Annotated in this window: 17 protein-coding genes; 14 read left to right on the top strand and 3 right to left on the bottom strand. The window is 40.3% G+C overall.

The features are described from left to right. From PEL01S_RS04780 to PEL01S_RS04770, 3 genes are all read right to left on the bottom strand, one after another. Positions 1-1,104: a tyrosine-type recombinase/integrase gene (locus PEL01S_RS04780; RefSeq protein WP_163768180.1), complete on the bottom strand. Its 1,104-nt coding sequence runs from the start codon at positions 1,102-1,104 to the stop codon at positions 1-3. A 2-nt stretch (positions 1,105-1,106) separates the two neighbouring features. After that, on the bottom strand, positions 1,107-2,648 hold the full coding sequence (locus PEL01S_RS04775; protein ID WP_127459538.1) for a tyrosine-type recombinase/integrase: 1,542 nt from the start codon (positions 2,646-2,648) through the stop codon (positions 1,107-1,109). Between the two features lie 106 nt (positions 2,649-2,754). Next, entirely contained in the window at positions 2,755-3,588 is an 834-nt protein-coding gene (locus PEL01S_RS04770) for a hypothetical protein (protein ID WP_036692714.1), read from the bottom strand. Between the two features lie 683 nt (positions 3,589-4,271). Between PEL01S_RS04770 and PEL01S_RS04765 the strand changes: the two genes are divergently transcribed. The 14 genes from PEL01S_RS04765 (at position 4,272) to brxL (ending at position 21,909) form a co-directional block, all read left to right on the top strand. Further along, the gene (locus PEL01S_RS04765) at positions 4,272-4,442 is read left to right on the top strand and encodes a helix-turn-helix domain-containing protein (RefSeq protein WP_127459536.1); all 171 of its coding nucleotides are present in this window, start codon (positions 4,272-4,274) and stop codon (positions 4,440-4,442) included. A 49-nt stretch (positions 4,443-4,491) separates the two neighbouring features. Beyond that, positions 4,492-4,692 carry a hypothetical protein gene (locus PEL01S_RS04760; protein WP_127459534.1) on the top strand — a complete coding sequence of 67 codons (201 nt, stop codon included), beginning with the start codon at positions 4,492-4,494 and terminating at the stop codon, positions 4,690-4,692. A 363-nt stretch (positions 4,693-5,055) separates the two neighbouring features. After that, on the top strand, positions 5,056-5,436 hold the full coding sequence (locus tag PEL01S_RS35575; RefSeq protein ID WP_307721993.1) for a hypothetical protein: 381 nt from the start codon (positions 5,056-5,058) through the stop codon (positions 5,434-5,436). A 203-nt stretch (positions 5,437-5,639) separates the two neighbouring features. After that, a complete protein-coding gene (locus PEL01S_RS04750) occupies positions 5,640-6,593 on the top strand; it encodes a helix-turn-helix transcriptional regulator (RefSeq protein WP_127459532.1) in 954 nt (317 codons plus the stop codon). Next, on the top strand, positions 6,593-6,958 hold the full coding sequence (locus PEL01S_RS04745) for a hypothetical protein (protein WP_127459530.1): 366 nt from the start codon (positions 6,593-6,595) through the stop codon (positions 6,956-6,958). Before PEL01S_RS04750 ends, PEL01S_RS04745 begins: the two co-directional genes overlap by 1 nt. Positions 6,959-7,098: 140 nt before the next feature. Next, positions 7,099-8,268, top strand: coding sequence for a 3'-5' exonuclease (locus PEL01S_RS04740; RefSeq protein ID WP_127459528.1), 1,170 nt, complete (start codon positions 7,099-7,101; stop codon positions 8,266-8,268). After that, a complete protein-coding gene (locus PEL01S_RS35650) occupies positions 8,163-8,408 on the top strand; it encodes a PD-(D/E)XK nuclease family protein (RefSeq protein WP_127459590.1) in 246 nt (81 codons plus the stop codon). The genes PEL01S_RS04740 and PEL01S_RS35650 overlap by 106 nt, the downstream gene beginning before the upstream one ends. A 153-nt stretch (positions 8,409-8,561) precedes the next feature. Then, positions 8,562-8,834 (top strand): helix-turn-helix domain-containing protein, encoded by a 273-nt coding sequence (locus PEL01S_RS04730; protein ID WP_443093771.1) that lies wholly within the window; start codon positions 8,562-8,564, stop codon positions 8,832-8,834. Continuing rightward, positions 8,831-9,433, top strand: a complete 603-nt coding sequence (locus PEL01S_RS04725) for a DUF1819 family protein (RefSeq protein ID WP_127459524.1) — start codon at positions 8,831-8,833, stop codon at positions 9,431-9,433. Before PEL01S_RS04730 ends, PEL01S_RS04725 begins: the two co-directional genes overlap by 4 nt. A 2-nt stretch (positions 9,434-9,435) precedes the next feature. Further along, positions 9,436-10,014, top strand: coding sequence for a DUF1788 domain-containing protein (locus PEL01S_RS04720; RefSeq protein WP_204343634.1), 579 nt, complete (start codon positions 9,436-9,438; stop codon positions 10,012-10,014). Positions 10,015-10,026: 12 nt separating this feature from the next. After that, on the top strand, positions 10,027-13,644 hold the full coding sequence (gene brxC / locus PEL01S_RS04715; RefSeq protein ID WP_127459520.1) for a BREX system P-loop protein BrxC: 3,618 nt from the start codon (positions 10,027-10,029) through the stop codon (positions 13,642-13,644). Positions 13,645-13,659: 15 nt separating this feature from the next. Then, positions 13,660-17,286, top strand: coding sequence for a BREX-1 system adenine-specific DNA-methyltransferase PglX (gene pglX / locus PEL01S_RS04710; RefSeq protein ID WP_127459518.1), 3,627 nt, complete (start codon positions 13,660-13,662; stop codon positions 17,284-17,286). A 24-nt stretch (positions 17,287-17,310) separates the two neighbouring features. After that, entirely contained in the window at positions 17,311-19,833 is a 2,523-nt protein-coding gene (pglZ, locus tag PEL01S_RS04705) for a BREX-1 system phosphatase PglZ type A (protein WP_127459516.1), read from the top strand. 54 nt (positions 19,834-19,887) lie between these two features. Beyond that, on the top strand, positions 19,888-21,909 hold the full coding sequence (gene brxL / locus PEL01S_RS04700) for a protease Lon-related BREX system protein BrxL (protein ID WP_239551426.1): 2,022 nt from the start codon (positions 19,888-19,890) through the stop codon (positions 21,907-21,909). The last annotated feature ends 25 nt before the right edge of the window (positions 21,910-21,934 follow it).

Here is a 21,934-nt window from a genome sequence, read left to right as displayed (position 1 = left end):
TTAGAAAAAATCATTGACTTTTAGATTTCCTAGCGGATGTTGATTAATAACTTTGACAAGCATGCTGTCAAACATTTTAAGATAAACTAGTGTTGAACTGAGCCATTTGTGCCTAAGCAACTCCTGAATGGTGTATATATTTACACCGGACTCCAGCAAATAAAGGGCAAATGAATGACGAAGGGAGTGTACGGATAGTTGATAAACGCGTTTGTCATCATCAGTAATCGTTGACGCCTCGTCAATAAGTCTGGTAAACATTTTTTGGATTGTACTCTCATGCAGTGGTGATATCCCTTTATCGTCGGAGAACACATATCGTTCAGAATAATCGGTCAAGTCCTTAAGAGCGCCATATCTGAAATTTACATACTTACACAGCAATTCAAGCGAGAAGTTAGTGATTTTGCATGGGGATTTAAAGTCTTTTTCGCCCTTTGAACGAATGTAAATGTCTTGCGTCTGCGGTTTTATGTCCCCAATTTGAAGAGAACATAATTCACTGAGGCGAATCCCGGTCCCGAGGAATGTCCATAGAATTATAAAGTTCCGATGGGACTCACGACCTAATCTTGCTAGCATGATCAACTCTTCAATTTGTTCTTTGGTGAATGCACGCGGTACACGTCTTTTATCGACCTCTACCTTTAATACCCGCTTTAGTTTATCTATCTTTTGTTCATAAAAATGCTCAAGAATGGTTCGCAAAAAGCTTCTCAAAAATGCAGCCTTTTTGCTTCGTGTATTTTTATTTCTCACTGGCGCTAAGTAATCGCTTAAAAATTGAGAGGTGCAAATCGTTTTGAAATCCGGGTCTTGATCGAAATGTTGGTTACAGAATTTGATAAACAAATTCATTTCATAGCGGTAAGCTACTTGTGATGCTTTTGCAAGTTCTGTAAATGAATCACTCGAAAAATAGAATTCGACCGCATCATGGAGCATCACATGTTCGGAAGGTTTTTCGTTGTTAGTGACTTTTGGAACCCAATCCATTTGATTTAACGCTTGCAGAAATTTATGGGGGCCGTATGCTTCGGCCATTTCTTTAATCTTGTCCTCTAATAAGAGGTCCATTTCAAATTCCTTATCGTAAATAGGCATGCTCATTTACCTCCTTGGTATGAATAATCAAGCTTATTCAATTCTTGAGAAAGCCAATTCGACTTCTGATTAAGATGGGTATATAAACTGACCGTATCCATCTTAATTACCCGGGAAAGTGCCTGAAGCACTTGTGGTGGCGGGTTTTGACCCGCTAGATTCGTTACGAAACAATGACGGAACAAATGTAGTCCACCAGGGAAAGTCCAGCCAGCGATTTGAATGTATAATTTATAGTTTTCTTGAAGTTCTCTTATCATCTTTTTTGGATCATCGCCAAATAAGTACTTTGACGTTGATGGAATACTCTTGATCATTTCTAGATCACGATAGAGTTTTCCCGCCAGCGGCAGTTCGTGATGTTTTCCGCCTTTGCTGTGAATAGAAATCGTTCGGATCTCCATATTAATGTCATTCAAGGATACTTGCGAAACTTCCATAGAGCGCAAGCCAAGTGTAAGCATAAATTGAAAAGCGATACGCTCCAAAAGTGGATTTTCGGAATACGTTTCAATCACATTAAAAAACGCAGTGATCTGTTCTTTAGTAGGCAGGTTTCGGAAACGATATCGAGACGCTTTGATGGATTTAATCTTTTTTGCGGGGTCTGGAAACCCATAAGTTTTTTGCAAAAATAGAAAGAAGCTTTTAATCGCATAGATGCATTCACTGATGGTGATTGAACTGTACTCTCCTTTTCGTTGTTTCTTTAGAAGGTAGGAACGAAATTCCTGTAGGTGCATCTGTTTAATAGATAAGATTGGAACTGTATGAGTTTCACATGCTGCGAAATCCTTCATATTGTTAACCAACCAGAACAGCATAGAATTGATGTGAGTTCTGACTCTTGCTAGGGTATGTCCGGATTTTCCTTCTTTTGTTAACTGCTTCATATACATTTCAATTTTCGGATGAACTGGCTTTCCTTTACGATTTTTTAGCGGAGAAAATAGAAGGCTATATTTTTCTGTATTGTGCAAGGGAGTCTTTAGATACTGATCGGCATGCTGAACGACAAACGCTATCAGTTTTTGTTGCATGCCAGTTGTTGCAAGTGATGTTGATAAATAAGTCAAAACTTCATCACTCAGTAGTTGTTCATCCATAATGTGGCTTGCAGGTATTAACAAATAGACGCCAATTTTTTGTGCTAGTTCGTGGACCATGATATACTCTTTATAGAAAATAAAGGCATCTTTAGTCATTTTGCGAAGGAGATACTTCTTTAATATTTCCGTTGGGATCTCTAAGATCACTTTGTTTTCCCATATCCATTGGTTGATTCCTTGTCGGCCAAGGTAAATGTTTACGGGTGTTTCTAGTTGCTGTAGGCTGTTTGCATAGAGCATGTTCTCAATCCTCGCTCGGGTTATTTTTCTAATATCATGATCGTCACCACGGCGAGTAAACATACCTTCATTGAGAAGAATCTTTTCGGCAAAAGAAGCATTCTGCCGAAAAGATTCTTGTTTTTTTGTAGATTCCAGATCATTGATCTGGTGAGGGTTTTGGTTCGAAGATTTTGTTTTTTCTAAGTGGTCCACCTAGGTTTCCTCCATTCATGTCCTTTTGATACTTAGCGTTGACACGAATGGGGAGGTGGTCCATTTTTCTTAGTTCAACTAAATTGGGGAAAACTTGTGACGGTAACTATTTCAGTCTGTGGTATTCCGTATGCTCCCGATACTTCTTCAGTTCGTGAAGAATTCCTTCGTATGAAGGTGATGTTTCGTTTTTAGGGATAATGACCCATAACGCCCGTTTGGTTAGCGGCTTAAATGGACGATATGTTGTAATCATGTGGTTAGCCATCGGAAACAGTTTCAGAAGTGATTCCCGAAGCACCTTATCGATTATAGGCTCGTGATTCAGATGAAATTCAAAGTAATCAAACTCGGGGTATGTCGTCACCCAGCGACCGGTTAAAGCAGTTGATTCCTGTTGGAACAACTCCGGGGCATTGACAATCACGTATCCTCTAATGCTCAATACTTTTGATCTTTCATTCGCCAGATCATTAAGGTGTATTTTTTTTGATACTCTTTCTTCAAAGTACTCCGGCGATTCAGAGTAAGAATATGGATCAGGAATCTCATAATTGATAAGCTGCCACGGGTGCTCAAAAAGAACGCTAAGTTGAAATGGCCGCGGCCAATTTGGCTTGGTAGATTCGTTAAATAGATTACTTACTGCACCACTTGATAGATCTAGCTCTACCATGATATCTGCCCGTTCGAGTCTGTAGAGTTTAGCACATAACTCTCGCCTAAAATTAAGACTGGGATCGTTCATCAGCCTTTCCCAATGCTCTTTGGAACTTTGCAAAATAAGCAGTTCATAATGGAAAAGGCTTAGAATGTTATTTCTTGCTTCAACAACTGCACTATCTACGGGCTCTTTCTTCTGGGTCTCAATTAAGTATATGTTGTAGTGCTCGTGTACTGTGCTGCGATTCGTCTTATACATTATTGGATCAAGTGTCATATGTTCATCACCACTAACCATGATATCGCAGTTTTAGGAGTGCTATTGAAATTCTTAGTCCGACTAAGAATTCGTAAACCCGTCGTATAAAAGGAAAGATTTGATACTATATGGTACACCTCCACTAAAATTATTTAGACGTAGGAACTTGAATCTGTAAATATGCATCTAAATTGAAACCACTTTGTACCTAATCCCCATCAAAAGCTTTATACAACGTGAAATAGTAGGTTTAAATCATCCTCAGTCAGACTAAGGATTTCAAGGAAAAGCATAGCAATGACTATACTTTTAATAATGAGTTCGAGTAGAACACCTCCAAGGGAAAGAAACTTTTTTATTATGTTTACAGGCGCACTGTAAGTGAACCGATTCGATTAAAAATTGATATGCACATTAAAAACACCTTGAGATAAATTTCTCAAAGTGTTTGCGATTTAAAAGTTATTAGCTAGATCGGGAGAATTGAGAAGACAGCTTGGAATTTAGGTTCTCCGCGTGTAATCACGAATTAGGCATGCTTAAAGAGAGCATAACTTTAGCCGCTGGGGGGAGCGTGATTACAGCTGGGTGCTGTTTTGGCCTGTGGAGAACAGGCACGAGCAAGAGGAGAGCCCGCGTGGTAGGTGTAGGTACATTTTAACAAAAAAATGATTAGAAAAATAGTAAAGGAATGATGTAACTTGAAAAAAATTTTTACTGTTTCTGAGATAGCCCAGTATTTAAATGTATCAACCGACAGTATCTATGCAATGGTTCGGGAAAAACAAATTCCTCATGTTAGAATTCGAAGAAGGATTATTTTTTCTATTGAAATAATAGAGGAATGGATCAGGGATCAAGGTGGAATTTAATAAGTGAAAACTGGGCGTTTTTTATGTTTGGAAAGAGGGTGATTGTGTCTTGGAAAAGGAAATCAATGTATTAATTGAATATTTTGAACGAGCTACAGCTGAATTACAACAAGAGCTTCAGTTGAAACCTGATGATGAATTTTTAAAAGGAAAGATCGCTGGCATCAAGAATGCATTAATTATATGCCGTATGTACAATAGACCCGAAGATGGTCATCAAATAGATGTAGTAATTGATACTCCGATGTAATGAGAAACGTGTGTTATAATTATAACCAAATGCCGATACTTAAGGAACAAGGACGGTGATCAGAGAATCAAATCAAGGATCTACAGAAGCTGATTAAACTCACAGGTGATCGAGCTAAGTTGGACGCCAAAGCCAATGAAACATACATTGTATATAAGACTGACAAAGGCCAAATTGTAAAGGAATTTACTGACGGTAATATTGTCCTGGCACTGACCAGGATGTCTCACATGCATGAAACGATACCAATCCTGTACGTCTTTGCCGGTAACAATGGCAGCGGAAAAAGTACAATTCGTAATCTCATCGTTGATCGGCTAGGGATTAGTATTTAATATTGACCCTGATGCCTTAGCTCGCGGAATGGATTCCGTTCATCCAGAAAGCCGAAAAGTTTCTGCAGGTAAAGCGGCCATCAAATTAGCAAGGGAATGTATTCATAACAAACGAGATTTTTCAGTCGAACCGACATTGGCTGGGTGCAACGTCATTCGCCTAATGCGTGATGCTAAGGCGAACGGATTCGAAATTTCAATGTTTTATGTTGGTCTTGGTGATTATCGTTTAAATATTGAAATAGCTGCGGCGCGAGTTAAAAATGGTGGGCATGACATCCCAGTTGAGGATATAATCAGACGACATGACACTTCAATTCCAAATTTGCTTTCTTCTCTTCACTTAATTGACCATCTCATCGTTATAGATAACAGCCATACAGAAGACAGATTATTCTGGGTGAGATAACACTTCAATAACATATCGGTCGGATTCTCTTCCTCAATGGGGTGAACGCATTGAGCAGAGATTACAGACGTAGAGTGAACAGTCAGACAAATTGGGCTGTTCTTTTTTTATATTAATGAAAGAAATTCTTCATAGATCCCCTTAACCATGATACGATAATCATGAATGAATGTTACCTACTTATGAGAAATCGAGGGGATACTATGATTGACAAAGTCATTCGCATATTCAATATTATAAATGCAATACAAGCAAACCCCGGAATCTCGGCAAAAGATCTTGCTTTCAAATGCGATGTAAACATTCGCACTATTTATAGGGATATGGATATACTGGAGCTAATTGCTCCGGTATCAAGGGAAGGCAGGGGCACAGGTTATCGTTTTATGGGTAAATTCTTCCTGTATCCTCTTAACTTTACTGAGCAGGAGGCACTCGTCTTTTCTTTGCTGCCTTCCATGCTAGATATGGAAAAGCTGCCACCTGGCTTCGATACCGCTTATGACAAGGTTATGGGAACGCATCGCAAGGAAAAGTCTCACTTGAATAATATCATCGAAGATATCACAGGGATTATTCAAATGGGTACACCAGCGTACCGCAAAGAAAGTCCAAATTTCTTACAACCAATTATCCAAGCTATTTTAGAGCAGAAGACGATTGATACCGTTTACCATACCCAATACCGAAATGAAACGACTGAACGAAAAATTGACCCTTATTATCTCGTTCCACGTGATCAGCGGTTTTATTTAATTGGTTATTGTCATTCAAAGCAAGGGATCAGGACATTTCGAATTAGCCGATTTCAAAAGGTGGAGATTATGGATCAGCCTTTCGATAAAGGTGATTTTAATATCAAGCAATACTTAAAAAATACTTGGTCCGTTGATCGCGGAGAAAAGAATATTACGTTCAAAGTCCGGTTTAATGCCGAAGTAGCCCGGTACATCAAGGAAGAAGAACTGTTTGTTCATCCACGAATGAAGGATGAGAAAGATGGCAGCCTTATCTTTGAAGTAACGGTTAACAACGAAAAAGAGTTTCTAAGATGGATTTTGCAATATGGGGCTTCTGCAGAGATACTAGAGCCTAAGGCGGTTCGAGAATCGCTCAAAGAACAGTTATCACAGTGGATCAGAATGTATCAAAAATAATGATGAAGTATACCGACGAAGTACCTGAGGCTGCAATCATGCGTTCATCTGATGTGTGGAATCAAATAATCGAACGGGCTAAAATTCAAGCTTTTGAGATTAATACTGTTCCACAAAACAAGAGGGCACCTTTGTGGTTTAGAATTAGCACGGATGGAAATACAATCATAATCAGTCAGGCCAAAGATAATGTCCCTAGTTCAACTTTGAAAATGCCCAGGACGATTTCGTTTAAAGAGTTCGATAGGATATTTCCTTATTATCAATTACGGCTTAACGGAGCGTCAGTAAGTCAAGATGCAGTTCGTAAATCTGCCAATACAGTTTACATTTACGGATTAATTGCAGATGCCCTTTCGAACTAGACAACACTATAGAGCATAATGAATTGAAGTACCTCGCGGAATTATAAGCGAGGTATTTCGTTTTATAGAACGTATATTCGCTGACATCCTGCTGTCCATACGTAGTTTTACAATATGGATAGTATTAGGAAGAGAGAGGTGTGTCATATGGAACTTCTGGCTTACGTCGCGATAACGGGCATGGTTCATTATTATGGAACGAGTTTCTTGAAACCAGGGCAGCTCGTACATGCAGGAACGATGGTAAGAATGTTGCAAATGCTTTACAGGATCTGGCGGCAAGTTCTAGCTGGACGGAATTGTGTCGGCTGATTGAGCAAATGATTGCAGGTCGAGGAATGGAAGCATCGAGTCTATATGCCGGCGGTAATCACGCTGTTCGTATAATGAATCTACATAAAGCCAAGGGACTTGAAGCATCAGTGGTGTTCTTGGCTTGTCCCTGTGGGGAGTCTGATCATGATACGACGCAATATATAGATCGTTCCACTGATCCGGCTGCAGGCTACTTTACGATTAGTAAAACGATCGGAGAATTTAAAACGGAAGTGATCGCTCATCCTATAGGATGGACCGAAATGAACGAGCGAGAGCGCGCTTTCTCAAAGGCCGAGAAAGACCGGTTACTCTATGTCGCGGCTACACGTCCGAAGCAAATGCTGGTCAGCAGTCTGTATCCAGATCAACCGGCAAAGTGCCCTTGGACACCGCTTGTGGAGGGTATGGATTTCGCGCGCGAGTTGGATGTGCCTGCGCTGAATCAGGAGAGAAAAAATGGGCCGGATTTGCAAGGCGCAATTGTAGCTCGTCAGCAGAAACTAGACGCGATCGGCACACCGACTTATGCGGTACTTTCGGTAACAGGCCAAACCAAAGCTAACGGCGCTAAACCTGAATGGTCCGCAGAAGGCAAAGGCATGGCTTTCGGGAGCGTTATCCACCGGGCTACAGAGTTGCTTGGCAAGGGGTTACCGGAGCAGGAAATCGGGGATGCGGTACGCTTTTTGGCGGATGAGGATGGCTTGGCTCCGGAACATACCAGTGAAGCTGTTAGTGTGGTGCGGGACGTACTAAGCAGCGAACTTTGGCAGCACAGTCTACGTGCGCGCTGCCGGTTGTTCGAGGTGCCGCTGATGATTCGCAAACGTTCCGATGAAGTTAGCATGTTTAGCATTGGGGATTCTGAACAAGAGGTTGCAGCCGCATCAGAAGGAACAGTTTCGATTGTGTCTATGTTCGTGGAGTCATCGACTTCCTCTTCGAGGAGGAAGACGGTTGGGTCATCGTTGACTTCAAGACGGATAGCGTAACGGAAGAGAAACTTCAGTCGTTCATTGACTTCTACCGGCCACAGGTGCAGGCTTATGCGTCGGAATGGGAACGAGCTTTTGTCTATAATGTGAAAGAAGTCGGTCTGTACTTTGTTCAATTGGGAATTTGGGCAACATGAAGTTGCCACTCCGTAAGATATAATGCATCTTGTTAAAAGAAAGTTTGAAGAACAAAAACACATCTTCCTTTTGATAAATAATCGCAACTTCTTATACATAACTATTAAGATCCTATAACATATGGTATTCTGTAAATGTAGGTTCGTAAAAGTATGTATCTGAGGTGTTCAATTATGGACGTTTGTTACAACAAGCTTTTCAAATTGTTAATTGATAAAGGAATGAAGAGAACGGAATTACGGAGAATGACTGGGATCAGTCCGAATACCTTGACGAAGCTCTCAAACAATGAATTTGTTTCAATGGAGATCCTTGTTAAGATTTGCCGTTTATTGACTTGCGATATTGGGGATATTGTTGAAATCGTGAACAAACCGGAGAATACAACCAGCGATCATGTTGCACTAAATGGTGAGAATTTATGAAAAGGCAAGATTATAGTGCAGGAACGGTAAAGCATTCATTCTGGTTTTCTGAGTTCCGTAAGGTTATATACCTGATCAATAGAGGAGAAACGCTGCCAGACATCAAAGTTTTAAATTTGCGGGAGAATATATTTGCGGCTCCAACACAGGAAAGGGCAATTCAAATATTCAATACGGTATCCAAACGTGTCAAAGTTCTTGACCCATCATTTTATACTTTGTTTGAACAAACCGATATAGCTACACAGAAAATAGTCAATCTTATTGCTGTCATTATGACTGATAGTCTATTCTTTGATTTCATTTATGAGGTCTATCGAGAGAAGCTGATTATCGGAAGCGATGAACTGGCTGATAGCGATGTCCGAATTTTCTTTAAGGCTAAACAGCTGCAGAGTGAGAAAGTCGCAAAATGGACGGATTACACGCTAAAAAGACTGGGTACTTGCTATAAGACACTACTTATGGAAGCTGGTTTAACGGATCGTACATCCGGAAACAGAAAGATTCTGAAGCCTATACTGGATAATACGCTGGAACAATGTCTGAAGGACAACGGCATGGAATTAATGATACATGCCCTGACAGGGGTGAGATAGAATTGGCTAGTTTGGAAGAAAGATTAGACATTGCAGAGCGAATGATCCGAATGCCAAGTTTTCGTCAGAACAAAGGGCTTGGTAATGAAGTTGGTTATTATGTATTCGATTACCCTGCGGAGAAAGAACTGATAGTCAGGGAACGAATCGAGTACATGAAGGCCAAGAATTCAAAATCAACTGATGGTTTTGAACTTATGGTTTTTGACCTTTACGATATTGTGATTGATATTCTGGAGCAGGAAGGCTTTATGGAACAGTGCTTTATGTTCGAAAAGAAAAAGGGGCTTGAACGCATCGTAAAGTCGGTAGGGAATCTTCTCCAGATAAATGATGATGCAAGTCTGATAGTTCAGTGTATTCAAGAGCGGACTCCTAAGGATGCCGTTGTATTTTTGACCGGAATTGGAAAATGCTACCCGCTGCTTCGGTCACATAAGGTATTAAATAACTTGCATCAAGCGATTGACCGTGTGCCGGTGGTCATGTTTTTTCCGGGTAATTATGACGGGCAGGAACTAATCCTGTTTTCAGAAATCAAAGACGATAACTATTACAGAGCATTCAAGCTCGTTGATTAAGGAGCTAGCATAATGAATATCAAAGAAATGTTCGCAAGAGAGATTGACCGGGATATTAAAGGTGTCATAAAAGTTGGCCAGGGTGATGAAGAAAATATTAAGCAGGAACTCGAAGAATACGTTGTGACAAGAGAGTTGCAAAAGCACTTTGCGGATTTTTTTTCCAGTTATAAAAAAGGGATTAACGGTCATACCGACAAAATGGGTGTGTGGATTTCCGGTTTCTTTGGGAGTGGTAAATCCCACTTTCTAAAAATCTTATCCTACCTGCTTGGTAATAAAGAAGTGCATGGAAAGAAAGCACTCGAGTATTTCATTGAGGATAACAAAATCATCGATCCAATGGTACTGGCAGACATGAAGTTGGCCGCAACTGTGCCAACCGATGTCGTCTTATTCAATATCGATTCCAAGAGTGAAATGACCGGAAAGCAGTCCAAAGATGCCATTGTCTCTGTATTTCTGAAGGTATTTAATGAGATGCAAGGGTTTTGTGGCTCGATTCCATTCCTTGCCGATCTGGAAAGACGGCTTGTAGAAGAAGATCGTTTTGAAGAATTTAAGAACCTATTTCTTGGGAATTTAGGAAATCCATGGGAAACATCCCGGCACAAATTTGATTTTATTCAAGACAGCATAGTAGAAGTGTTGGATGAAATGGGCTTTATGAGCGAGGCTGCTGCTCGTAATTGGTGTGAGAGAGCGACAGAACCGTACACGATTAGCATTGAGACTTTTGCCCGTTTGGTGAAAGAATATCTCGACCGCAAGGGAGATAATCATCATATTGTATTCTTAGTGGATGAAATTGGCCAATACATAGGTGACGACTCTAAGCTGATGCTTAATCTGCAAACGGTAACCGAAGACTTAGGAACTGCTTGTCAGGGTAAGGTTTGGATTGTCGTAACCAGCCAACAGGATATTGATTCCATAACCAAGACAAAGGGTAACGACTTTTCCAAAATTCAAGGACGTTTTGATACCCGCCTGTCCCTTTCGTCAGCTAATGTCGATGAGGTCATTAAGAAGAGAATCCTGGAAAAAAATACAACTGCTGAGCAGATGTTAAGATTACTATATGAGCAGAAAACCACTATTATCAAGAACCTGATTGTATTTAATGATGGTATAGAAAAGAAACTATACGCTGACGACCGAGATTTTGCTGCCGTTTATCCGTTTGTGCCTTATCAGTTTAATTTGCTAGGAAGTGTCCTGACCTCCATCAGAACTCATGGTGCTTCTGGCAAGCATTTGTCTGAGGGCGAGCGTTCCATGATTTCACTGTTTAAAGAGTCTGCGGTAAAGCTGATGGGTCGCCCCGAGGGCACTTTGATTCCTTTTAATGTGTTCTACGATGCATTGCATCAATTCCTGGATCACAGTCATAAGGGAGTTATCAGCCGCGCAATTGATAACAGTTATATTAACCCGGATAAGCATGAAGACTGTTTTGCTGTTAATGTTCTTAAAACGCTGTTCATGATTAAGTACGTCAAAGAAATTACAGCTAACATTGAGAATATCACTAGTTTGATGATTGCGGATATTGATACCGATAGAATGGAATTAAAAGGGCAAGTAGAAGAAGCACTGAAAATTCTGGCACGTCAAATGCTCATTCAGAAGAATGGCGATATTTATGTATTTCTGACAGACGAAGAACAAGAAATCAACCGTGAAATCGAAAGCCAGAATGTGGAGATGTCCGAAGTCGTCAGCAAGGTTTCGGAACTTATTTACGAAGATATCTTTAGTGATAAAAAATACCGTTACCCAGCGTTTAATGGCAGATACAGCTTTGCTTTCAATCAGTTCGTAGATGATCGACCATATAAAGCGAACCAGAGCAATGATATTGGAATAAGAGTACTCACTCCTAATGCTGACTACAGCACTGATGAAATAACAATGCGTATGATTTCAGGACAGGGGAAGGAAATCCTTGTTGTGCTGCCGAATGACTCCGCCTTCTTGGATGAAATCAGAAGTGCACTAAAAATAGAGAAGTTTTTACGTCTTAACACGTCCAGTGCATTGGCTAAGTTCGATCAGATCAAAGAAGGCAAGCGAGTAGAGATGCGTGAAAGAAATGGAAACGCGAAACTATTTTTGATTGAATCATTGAAGAATGCTGAGATCTATGTGAATGGTGATAAGGCGCAGATTGGTGCAAAAGATGTATCCGCTCGAATTAATGATGCTCTTGGACGCCTTGTATCAACTGTGTATCACAAACTTCCGTATATTGACGCTCCCATGGGTGAAGCGAATATCAGGTCTATGTTCAAGAGTGCAAACCAGCTTACCCTTACATTGGAGGGCGGTACCGAACCGAATATCAACGCCTTAAACGATATGCTCAGTTTTATTTCGAGCAATTCCTCCATGCACACTAAGACCTCCATGAAGAGTTTGTTGGATCGCTTTATGAAGGCTCCATATGGCTTTGTGGAAGATGATGTGGAATGGCTTGTTGCCAAACTATTCAAGAACGGTGATATTTCTTTCACCGTAAATGGAACCAGCGTGACCTTACTTAATAAATCAGATGAAGAAATCATCAACTATATTACCAAGAGAGAATTTGTAGAAAAGCTGTTGACTGAGCGTCGTGAGAAGGCTACTGACAACCAGAAAAAGGCTGTTCGTGAAGTCATGAAGGAATTATTCGGCACCTCCAGCGTTAATGAAGATGATGATGCGATGATGCGCAGCTTCCAGAATTACAGTAGGAATATTCTGAATGAGCTAGAGAAGTTTGAAATCATGTACCAGGCAAAGTCGTTTCCTGGACAGAAGATTATAGCGTCCGGTAAAAATTTGCTTCGTGCAATTATTCAAATTCAGTCCCCAATTGAATTCTTCAAGAAGCTTCACACAGATCGGGAAGATTATTTTGATTTTGCTGATGATTATGAACCCGTTAAGTCTTTCTTTACCGGAGAGCAGAAGACAGTATTTGAAAAAGCTCTGAAACTGATAAGTATATACGAGGATAGTAAGACCTTTATAGTCGATGAAAAGGTCGAACACGTTGTAAATGATATTAAGGCGATCTTGAAAAAAGAAACTCCATACGGCGAGATTCCAAAGTTGCCTGAACTGTTAGATCGATTTACAGAGCTCTATTCGAAGTTACTGCAAGATATGGAAGCGCCAGTGATCGCGGCAATAGAAGATGCAAGAAAACGTGTATTTGATGAATTAGACTCCAAGGGTTATAAGGATCAGTTTACCAATCGATTCCATCAGCTTTTCCTTGAAATTATGGAGAAGGCGAGAACAAGCAACAATGTGGCGACTTTACAGAATATCAGGGTGGAAGCCGATGCGCTGAAAGTTCGGCTACTTAATGAACTAGCAAAGAAAGATGAACAGGTTGCACTAGATAGAGTAAAAGAACAGGAAGCCAAGACGGATTATGGCAAAAGAAACGGCCAGCATATAGAGCCGAAACCTCAGCCGAAGATTAAGAAAAGGAAGAACATCAGTATCAAGAGTGTCAGTCTTTCTGCGTCCTGGCAAATTGAAACCCCGCAGGATGTTGACAAGTATATTGCCACACTACGAGAACGAATTCTGAAAGAATTGGTAGATGATACAATCATCAATATTGAGTTCTAAGAGGAGACACTGCAGATGAATAAAGCAGCTATTAAAAACTTTGCAATATGGGCAAGAAACAAGCTCATTGCAGAGATCACATACAAAGCTGGATTGCTGGGGATTACGGAGAAAGGGATTAAAAATCCCCAGCCGCAATCAACAAATGACGTTCAATTCTTCGATATCGGTACAAAAGAACCTTACTCTATCACTGGTGTGGAAATCGAACAGCGTAGAAATCTGGTTGAATTCATACAAAGAAAAGAAAAACAGTCAGATTATATGAGTGCATATAAAAGCGTAATTGAGGAGGTTGCTTATACTTGGTTTAACCGACTTATTGCTGTACGTTTCATGGAAGTGAACGATTACCTGCCGTCCAGAATCAGAGTATTATCTTCAGAAAGCAGTTCCAAGATCGAACCTGATTTGGTAACGTCCCCCTTTGACTCAGATCTAGATTATGGACCTTACGAAAGAGATCGGATCATACAGCTAAAATATGACAATCAGTTGGATGAACTTTTCCGGATGCTCTTTATCAAACAGTGTAACGCACTGAATGCCATTCTACCGGAATTGTTTGAGAACACTAATGACTACACCGAACTGTTGATGAATGTGTCTTTTACCGATAAGGATGGAGTTGTATATCGTCTAGTACACGACATCTCGGAAGACGATTTCAACGTGGAAAAAGAAGGCCAGGTTGAGATCATTGGCTGGTTATATCAATATTATAATACCGAGCTAAATGAATTGGTATACGACGGAAATATGTCAAAAAGTCGTATACCAAAAGAATTACTTTCAGCAGCAACTACAATTTATACGCCTGATTGGGCAATACGATATATGGTGGAAAACAGCCTTGGCCGACTTTGGATTGAAGGCCATCCAGATGACACCTTGAAAGCAGGGTGGAAGTATTTCCTAGAGGATGCTGATCAGGTATCAGAAGTCCATAATAAGCTGAACACAATTCATGAAGAATACAAAATCATTAAACCTGAAGAAATTAAGCTAATCGATCCTTGTATGGGTAGTGGCCATATTTTAGTGTATGCTTTTGATGTGCTAATGCAGATATACGAAAGTTATGGGTACAATCAGCGTGAAGCTGCAAAGAGCATTGTCGAAAACAATCTGTATGGTCTTGATATCGATAACCGCGCATATCAGCTGGCCTATTTTGCTGTAATGATGAAAGCGAGACAGTATAACCGTCGTGTATTAAATGAAGAATTGAAGTGTAATCTTTATGCAATTCAGGAGAGTAATGAGATCAACCGTGCGCATCTCCAATATCTCGGTCATGGTATGGACAGTCAAGAACGTAATACCGCCTTACAACAAATAAATTACTTGCTTGATACGTTTAATGATGCTAGGGAATATGGATCAATTTTAAATATTGTTAATTTAAATTGGGATCAATTGCATCTGTTTTCTAACAATGCTGAATTAGCTGGTCAAATGACATTAGATACAGTTGGATTGGAAGAGACCCAGAAGCGAATCAACCTTCTAGTGAACATGGCATCTATCATGACAAGTAAGTATCATGTTGTTGTAACAAACCCTCCTTACTTAGGGGATTCTCGTTTTAGTTCAAAACTATATGAATATGTAAAGATAAATTATCCTGACGTCAAATCGGATCTATCAATGGTAATGTTTAAAAAAGCAATCAGTAGTCTTTGTAATTCAAATGGTTTTATTTCTTTCATTACTACTACATCATGGTTGTACCAAAAAAGTTTTGAAAGTTTACGGGAATTTGTAATTCAAAATACAGATTTTGATTCACTTTTGGATTTTGGAACAGAGCTATTTGATGGAAAGGTCGGCCATAATCCAATTGTTGCGTGGGTAACGAGAAAGCATTTTACTGGTAAAGCTATGACCGCGATTCGCCTAGTCGATTATTGTTATTCAAGAAGAAATGAAAAGGAGATAGAGTATTTCAATACAACTAATAGGTACTACTCGCATCAGGAGTATTTTTCTCAAATTCCCGGCATGCCGATTGCCTATTGGTTAAGTTCTGCTATGAAAGAGGTATTTTCGTATAAAAAGACACTTAATGATGTAGGTCAGGCAAGACAAGGTTTAGGTACGTCCGATAATAATAGGTTTTTACGTTTTTGGTATGAAGTTGACTGGTATAATATCTCAATGGGTTGTCAATCATGTGAAGAAACTGTAGTACGTTCTGAAAAGTGGTTTCCATATATTAAGGGAGGGGCATTCAGAAGATGGTATCCAAATAAGGAATATATAGTGAACTACCAACATGATGGCTATGAAATAAAAAATGCTGTTATGACGAAATATCCATATCTGAAAAAACCAGATTTTGTAGTTAAAAATACAAGCACATATTTTAAAAGTGGGATCACATGGAGTGATGTTTCTTCGGGATTATTTAGTTCAAGATTTGTTGAGGAAGGGTACATCTATGCTGATGCGGGGCCTATGTTTTTCCCAACAGAATCAAAAGAATATATCCTTGCGTATATGAATTCTCGTGTTTTTCAAAAGTGTGTAGATCTTATTTGCCAAGGCTTACATTACAGCACAGGTCAAATTCCAAAGGTTCCTTACAAAAGTATACGCGATGAAAATGTGAAAAAAATAATTATACAGCTCAGCCGACAAAACATAGACATTTCAAAACTTGACTGGGATTCTTACGAAATTAGTTGGGAGTTTAAAAAACATCCATACATCACCTTTAAATCGGATAGTAATGCATTAGCCGAAACAGCTAATGCATGGGTTAAAGCAACAGAAGCCTGGTTTTTACAAATGAAAACCAATGAAGAGGAACTAAATCGTATTTTTATCGAAACTTATGGATTGCAGGGTGAAATAACACCATCTATTGAGGATAATGAAATTACAATCCGCAAGGCCGACCTCAATCGCGATATACGTTCCTTCCTATCATATGCAGTTGGCTGTATGTTGGGGCGCTATAGCGTTGACGTCGAGAGCTTGGCCTTTGCAGGTGGTAATTGGGATGATAGCAGATACAGCACTTTTATCCCGGATGAGGATAATGTTATTCCAATTACAGATGAACAGTACTTTGAAGATGACATTGTAGGATTATTCTGCGCGTTCCTTAAGAGAGTATTTGGTTCTGATACATTGGAAGATAATTTGGATTTTATCGCTAAAGTTCTTGGAAACAAAGGTAATACAGCTAGAGAAGTCATCCGAAACTACTTCTTAAAAGATTTCTATAAAGATCATTGCAAGGTGTATCAAAAACGCCCGATCTATTGGCTCTTCGATAGTGGAAAGGAAGACGGTTTTAAGGCTTTGATTTACATGCATCGATACAATGAGGATACAATCGGAAATGTGCGGATTGACTATCTTCATCGAATGCAGCGTGTATACGATAGCGAGATTGCCCGGATGCAAGATACGATTGATAACAGTAATAATGCACGAGAGGTTGCCGCGGCAACCAAACGGAAAGAAAAACTGACTAAGCAGCTAAAAGAAACTAAGGAATATGACGAGAAGATCGCTCACCTGGCTGTAGCTCGTCCCCCCATTGACCTGGACGATGGCGTGAAAGTCAATTATGATAAAGTACAGACTGGTACAGATGGCAGGAAGCTTGATGTTCTGGCAAAGATTTGATGGACCATGAAAGGGGCTGGTCGGATGGCTGAACTAAATTTGAAACAGATTGCCGACAAGCTGAATGCTGAGTTTACCGGTGATACCCGCAAACTAGTATTCTGGTACGACGATAAGGCTGATTTCGCTGACGATATTAATACGCTGGAGTTGTCTAACGCCAAGGTGTATCATTTGGAGCCGGACAATCAGTTCTATACAAAATACTTTCTGGAGCGGTTAGATCGATCGACCAACTATTTGATTTATGCACCGTTCCCCAAGCCACCTGTTCGGGATAATCATTTGGCTGATACAATTAAGTATTCAAAAGAATTCTTTGCTGATCGTGCTTCTCTGCTCACAGTTGACCTTGGAATTGAAGAAAAATATAAGCCGGTCATTCAGAAGTACATCAAGTTCTTTGGAGCGAAAGACAGAACGCAGCGGTTCTATGATCTCGAGATTGAGAGTTTTACCAGAGATACGATCGAAATAGCATTAATGAGCGCACTATGCAAGACACGAACAGCTTCCTTTGAGGAAGTTGTTCGTGTCGTTTTGACTGATAGCGACTTGGAAGATAGTAAGTTTCTTGCTGAGTTTAAGAAATACGATCTCCTTCCTGCTTTTTGGAGACTTTGTGAAGAACAATTTGGCTATACCGATGTAAAACCAACGCTGGAAAAGCTTGTCATTGCCATGTTTGTTACTTACACAGAACGGTATATGGATGCTGAGCTTCCTAAGTCCTGGATGAGCTTTGTTTCCTATAAATCAGGCAATATTATATCGTTCTTGGACAATTTGATGAATAGCCTGCTTTACCGCGGGAAATATAACGAACTTTCCGAATATGTGGCTACGGGATTGAATGCAGTTACCGCTTTGGAAGCGATTGATCCGGAAGATTTGTTGCGATGCGATACGTTTGAGTTTATTGACCGAATGATCATCAAGTGGATAAACGAACGGTTACTGGTTGAGGATACCGGTGCTAAACTGAACGGCAGGACTATACCGCTGATTTGTCAGGAGCGGAGTAAAAAGCATTTTGGTGAAACCTACAAGGAACAGTATCAGCTTTTGGAACATGCCTATTCCTTAATACTTAAAGCTAATTATTACTGTCCCGATGATTTTAAAGGGATTGTTAATCAATATCGTGAATCTGACTACCTGATTGATACTAACTATCGGTGTTTCTACACCTTTTTTGACAAGCTAAAAGACAATACTGTTTTTGAACGTCTGCGTGATTTGATCGAGAATATCTATACAAATGAATATCTGGAAAAAATCATTCCAAAATGGAATGCAGCTATTATCAATGATGAATCGATGACGGTACTGCCGTTGCAAAGAAGTTTCTATTCCCGATACATTCGTAACAGCAAGGAACGTGTAGTCGTCATCATATCTGATGCAATGCGTTATGAGACAGGACGTAGTCTCTGGGCGAGATTACAGGATGATGAGAAATGCTCAGCGAAGCTGGAACCCATGCTGAGTGTACTGCCATCCTACACGAGACTTGGTATGGCCGCACTTCTACCGCATAAAGCTTTGGAAATGACGGAAGATTACCGTATACTGGTTGATGGCGCTACATGCGACGATCTGAAACAGCGTGAAGGTGCGCTGCAAAGTTATAATCCCAACAGCCGCTGCATTCAATATGATGACATTAAGACGATGAAACGGGATGCGATCCGCCAGTTATTTGTCGGAATGGATGTCATATATATATATCACAATCAAATCGATGCCCGCGGCGATAAGCCCAATACAGAGAACGAGGTCTTTGTCGCCTGTGAAGAAGCGGTGAATGAGATTCATGATCTCATTAAGCAATTAACGGATCATGTGAGTGCTACGCATTATATTGTTACTGCAGATCACGGGTTTATCTATAAGCGGGACAAGCTGCAAGAGAGCGACAAGATTGCCAATGCCGCTGAAAAAGGTTCGTTTGTTAACCGTCGATTTATAGTCTCCGATAAGGAAATTCAGGGGGATGGCATTGGTTCTATACCCTTAAGTAGAATACTTGGTAATAATGATACTAAAGTAGTATCATTCCCAATCAGTTCCAATGTTTTCAAGGTAGCAGGCGGTGGCCAGAACTATGTCCATGGTGGTTCGTCCCCTCAAGAAATGATTGTTCCTGTACTGGATATTAAGACTGAAAAAGGCCATAAAGAAACTCGAACAGCTTGGATAACGCTGGTTAGTATGGTTCAAAAAATCTCGAACCTGATTACCACGCTGGACTTCATACAGAACGAGCCGGTCAGCGATGTCGTGAAGGGAAGCAGTTATAAGATATTCTTCGTTTCCGATGACAATGAAAAGATCTCAAATGAGAACATTTATATTGCTGATAAAAAAGATGTAGAGCCGCAAAAGCGAATTTTTCGTCTACGGTTTAACTTTAAAAATAAAAAATACGATAAATCGAAACGGTACTATCTCGTAGCATACGACGAAAAAAATGATCAAGAGGTTCTTCGTCATGATGTAATTATGGATATAGCTTTTGCCAATGACTTTGGATTTAACGTGTAGGACGGTGATAGTATGAGTGACTATGTTCGGCAGGGGACGGGAGACCAATCAGAAATGATTGAAAAATTGAAAACTTACTTCTCAGGTAAAATCGTTAGAAAAGACCTGACGAAGAGAATCAAAGAAGGAGCCAACGTACCTGTCTATGTACTTGAATATCTACTTGGTATGTACTGCTCCTCAATGGATGAAGAAGAGATCGAAGCGGGAGTCACCAATGTCAAGCAAATATTGGCTGAAAATTATGTGCGTCCTGATGAGGCTCAGAAGATCATCTCCAAGCTTCGTGAGCGCGGCAATTACACGGTTATTGACAAACTTTCGGTCAAACTAAATTATAAGAATGATGTCTACGAATCTGAGTTTTCCAACCTCGGGATCAAAGGGGTTCCTATTGCGGAGACGTATGTTTCGGACTATGAACGATTGCTCTGCGGGGGAATCTGGTGTATTGTCCAGATGGAATATTTTTACGATGAGGCAGATAAAAACCGCTGTCCTTTCATTATCCGCAAGCTGACACCCATACAGATGCCAAGTTTGGATATAGAAGAGGTCAAGTCTGCAAGATCAAATTTCACTGACGATGAATGGATCGATCTTGTTCTGAGAAGCACGGGTATGGAGCCTTCTCAGTTTAACAAGCGGGTTAAATGGCTGCATCTAGCTAGATTGATTCCACTTATCGAAAATAACTACAACTTGTGTGAACTTGGGCCTAGAGGAACGGGGAAATCCCATATTTACAAAGAAATTAGCCCCAATAGTATACTTGTATCCGGTGGTCAGACTACAGTAGCCAATCTATTCTACAACATGGGTAGCAAAACGGTGGGGCTCGTTGGCTTGTGGGATTGTGTAGCTTTCGATGAGGTGGCCGGCATCAAGTTTAAAGATCAAGACGGCGTACAAATCATGAAGGATTATATGGCTTCTGGTTCTTTTGCAAGAGGCAAGGAGGAGAAGAATGCCTATGCTTCCATGACATTCGTAGGCAACATTAACCAGAGTGTCGACGTGGTATTAAAGACATCGCATTTATTTGATCCATTCCCTGATGCTATGGCCAACGACTCTGCATTCCTTGATCGTATGCATTGCTATATCCCTGGTTGGGAAATACCGAAATATCGACCTGAATATTTTACGAATGATTATGGTTTTATTACCGACTACTTTGCAGAAATTATGCGTGAGCTTCGTAAAATCTCCTACGGGGATGCGTTTGAAAAATACTTCAAATTGGGCAGCAATCTGAATCAGCGAGATGTTATAGCGGTAAGAAGAACAGTATCGGGGTTAACCAAATTGATTCATCCTGATGGACAATTTACCAAAGAAAACGTGGAAGAAATATTACGGTTTGCCTTGGAAATGCGCCGGAGAGTAAAAGAACAATTGAAAAAGATCGGCGGCATGGAGTTCTACGATGTGAATTTTTCGTATATCGATCAGGAAATCTTCAACGAAGAATTTGTATCTGTTCCGGAGCAGGGCGGTGGCAAGTTGATCCCAGAGGGAATGGGCAGGCCAGGACATATTTACACAGTCTCGCATGGGAAGTCTGGCATGATTGGCGTTTACAAGTTGGAGATGCAAATGAGTACTGGAACCGGAAAATTTGAAAGAACTGGTCTTGGTTCGGACCGTGAAGCGAAAGAAGCTGTCGATACGGCATATCGTTACTTGAAAGCAAATGGAAAGAATATTAGCGGTTCAATTAGTACGACCACTAAAGACTATCTCATGCATATTCAGGATATGAATGGTATCGGGATGAGCAAGAGTTTGACTCTGCCGGCGGTAGTGGCTATCTGTTCAGTAGCATTAAATAAACCAGCTCTGAGTACTGCTGTCATATTGGGAGACTTGAGTATCGGTGGAACAATTATGAAAGTTGAAGAACTCGCTAATACATTGCAGGTTTGTTTGGATAGTGGGGCGAAGAAGGTTTTGATTCCAATAACGTCTGCAGTTGATCTTGGAACTGTGCCTTCAGAACTGATTGGGTGCTTCAATATCATCTTTTACCAGAGTGCTGAAGATGCGGTTTTCAAGGCTTTGGGGGTAGAGTAAATAAAAGATTGCTTTGTAAATTTCC

The sequence above is a fragment of the Paenibacillus elgii NBRC 100335 genome, from assembly GCF_004000865.1.
Classification (GTDB): Bacteria; Bacillota; Bacilli; order Paenibacillales; family NBRC-103111; genus Paenibacillus_G; species Paenibacillus_G elgii.
This window is presented reverse-complemented; position numbering and strand designations above follow the sequence as displayed.

Bases quoted from the DNA above. Each gene is read 5' to 3' on its own strand.
- PEL01S_RS04770 (WP_036692714.1), bottom strand. From the start codon at position 3,588: ATGACACTTGATCCAATAATGTATAAGACGAATCGCAGCACAGTACAC.
- brxL (WP_239551426.1), top strand. From the start codon at position 19,888: ATGATTGAAAAATTGAAAACTTACTTCTCAGGTAAAATCGTTAGAAAA.
- PEL01S_RS04745 (WP_127459530.1), top strand. From the start codon at position 6,593: ATGATGAAGTATACCGACGAAGTACCTGAGGCTGCAATCATGCGTTCA.
- PEL01S_RS04750 (WP_127459532.1), top strand. From the start codon at position 5,640: ATGATTGACAAAGTCATTCGCATATTCAATATTATAAATGCAATACAA.
- PEL01S_RS04730 (WP_443093771.1), top strand. From the start codon at position 8,562: ATGTATCTGAGGTGTTCAATTATGGACGTTTGTTACAACAAGCTTTTC.
- pglZ (WP_127459516.1), top strand. From the start codon at position 17,311: ATGGCTGAACTAAATTTGAAACAGATTGCCGACAAGCTGAATGCTGAG.
- brxC (WP_127459520.1), top strand. From the start codon at position 10,027: ATGAATATCAAAGAAATGTTCGCAAGAGAGATTGACCGGGATATTAAA.
- pglX (WP_127459518.1), top strand. From the start codon at position 13,660: ATGAATAAAGCAGCTATTAAAAACTTTGCAATATGGGCAAGAAACAAG.
- PEL01S_RS35575 (WP_307721993.1), top strand. From the start codon at position 5,056: ATGGATTCCGTTCATCCAGAAAGCCGAAAAGTTTCTGCAGGTAAAGCG.
- PEL01S_RS04725 (WP_127459524.1), top strand. From the start codon at position 8,831: ATGAAAAGGCAAGATTATAGTGCAGGAACGGTAAAGCATTCATTCTGG.
- PEL01S_RS04780 (WP_163768180.1), bottom strand. From the start codon at position 1,104: ATGCCTATTTACGATAAGGAATTTGAAATGGACCTCTTATTAGAGGAC.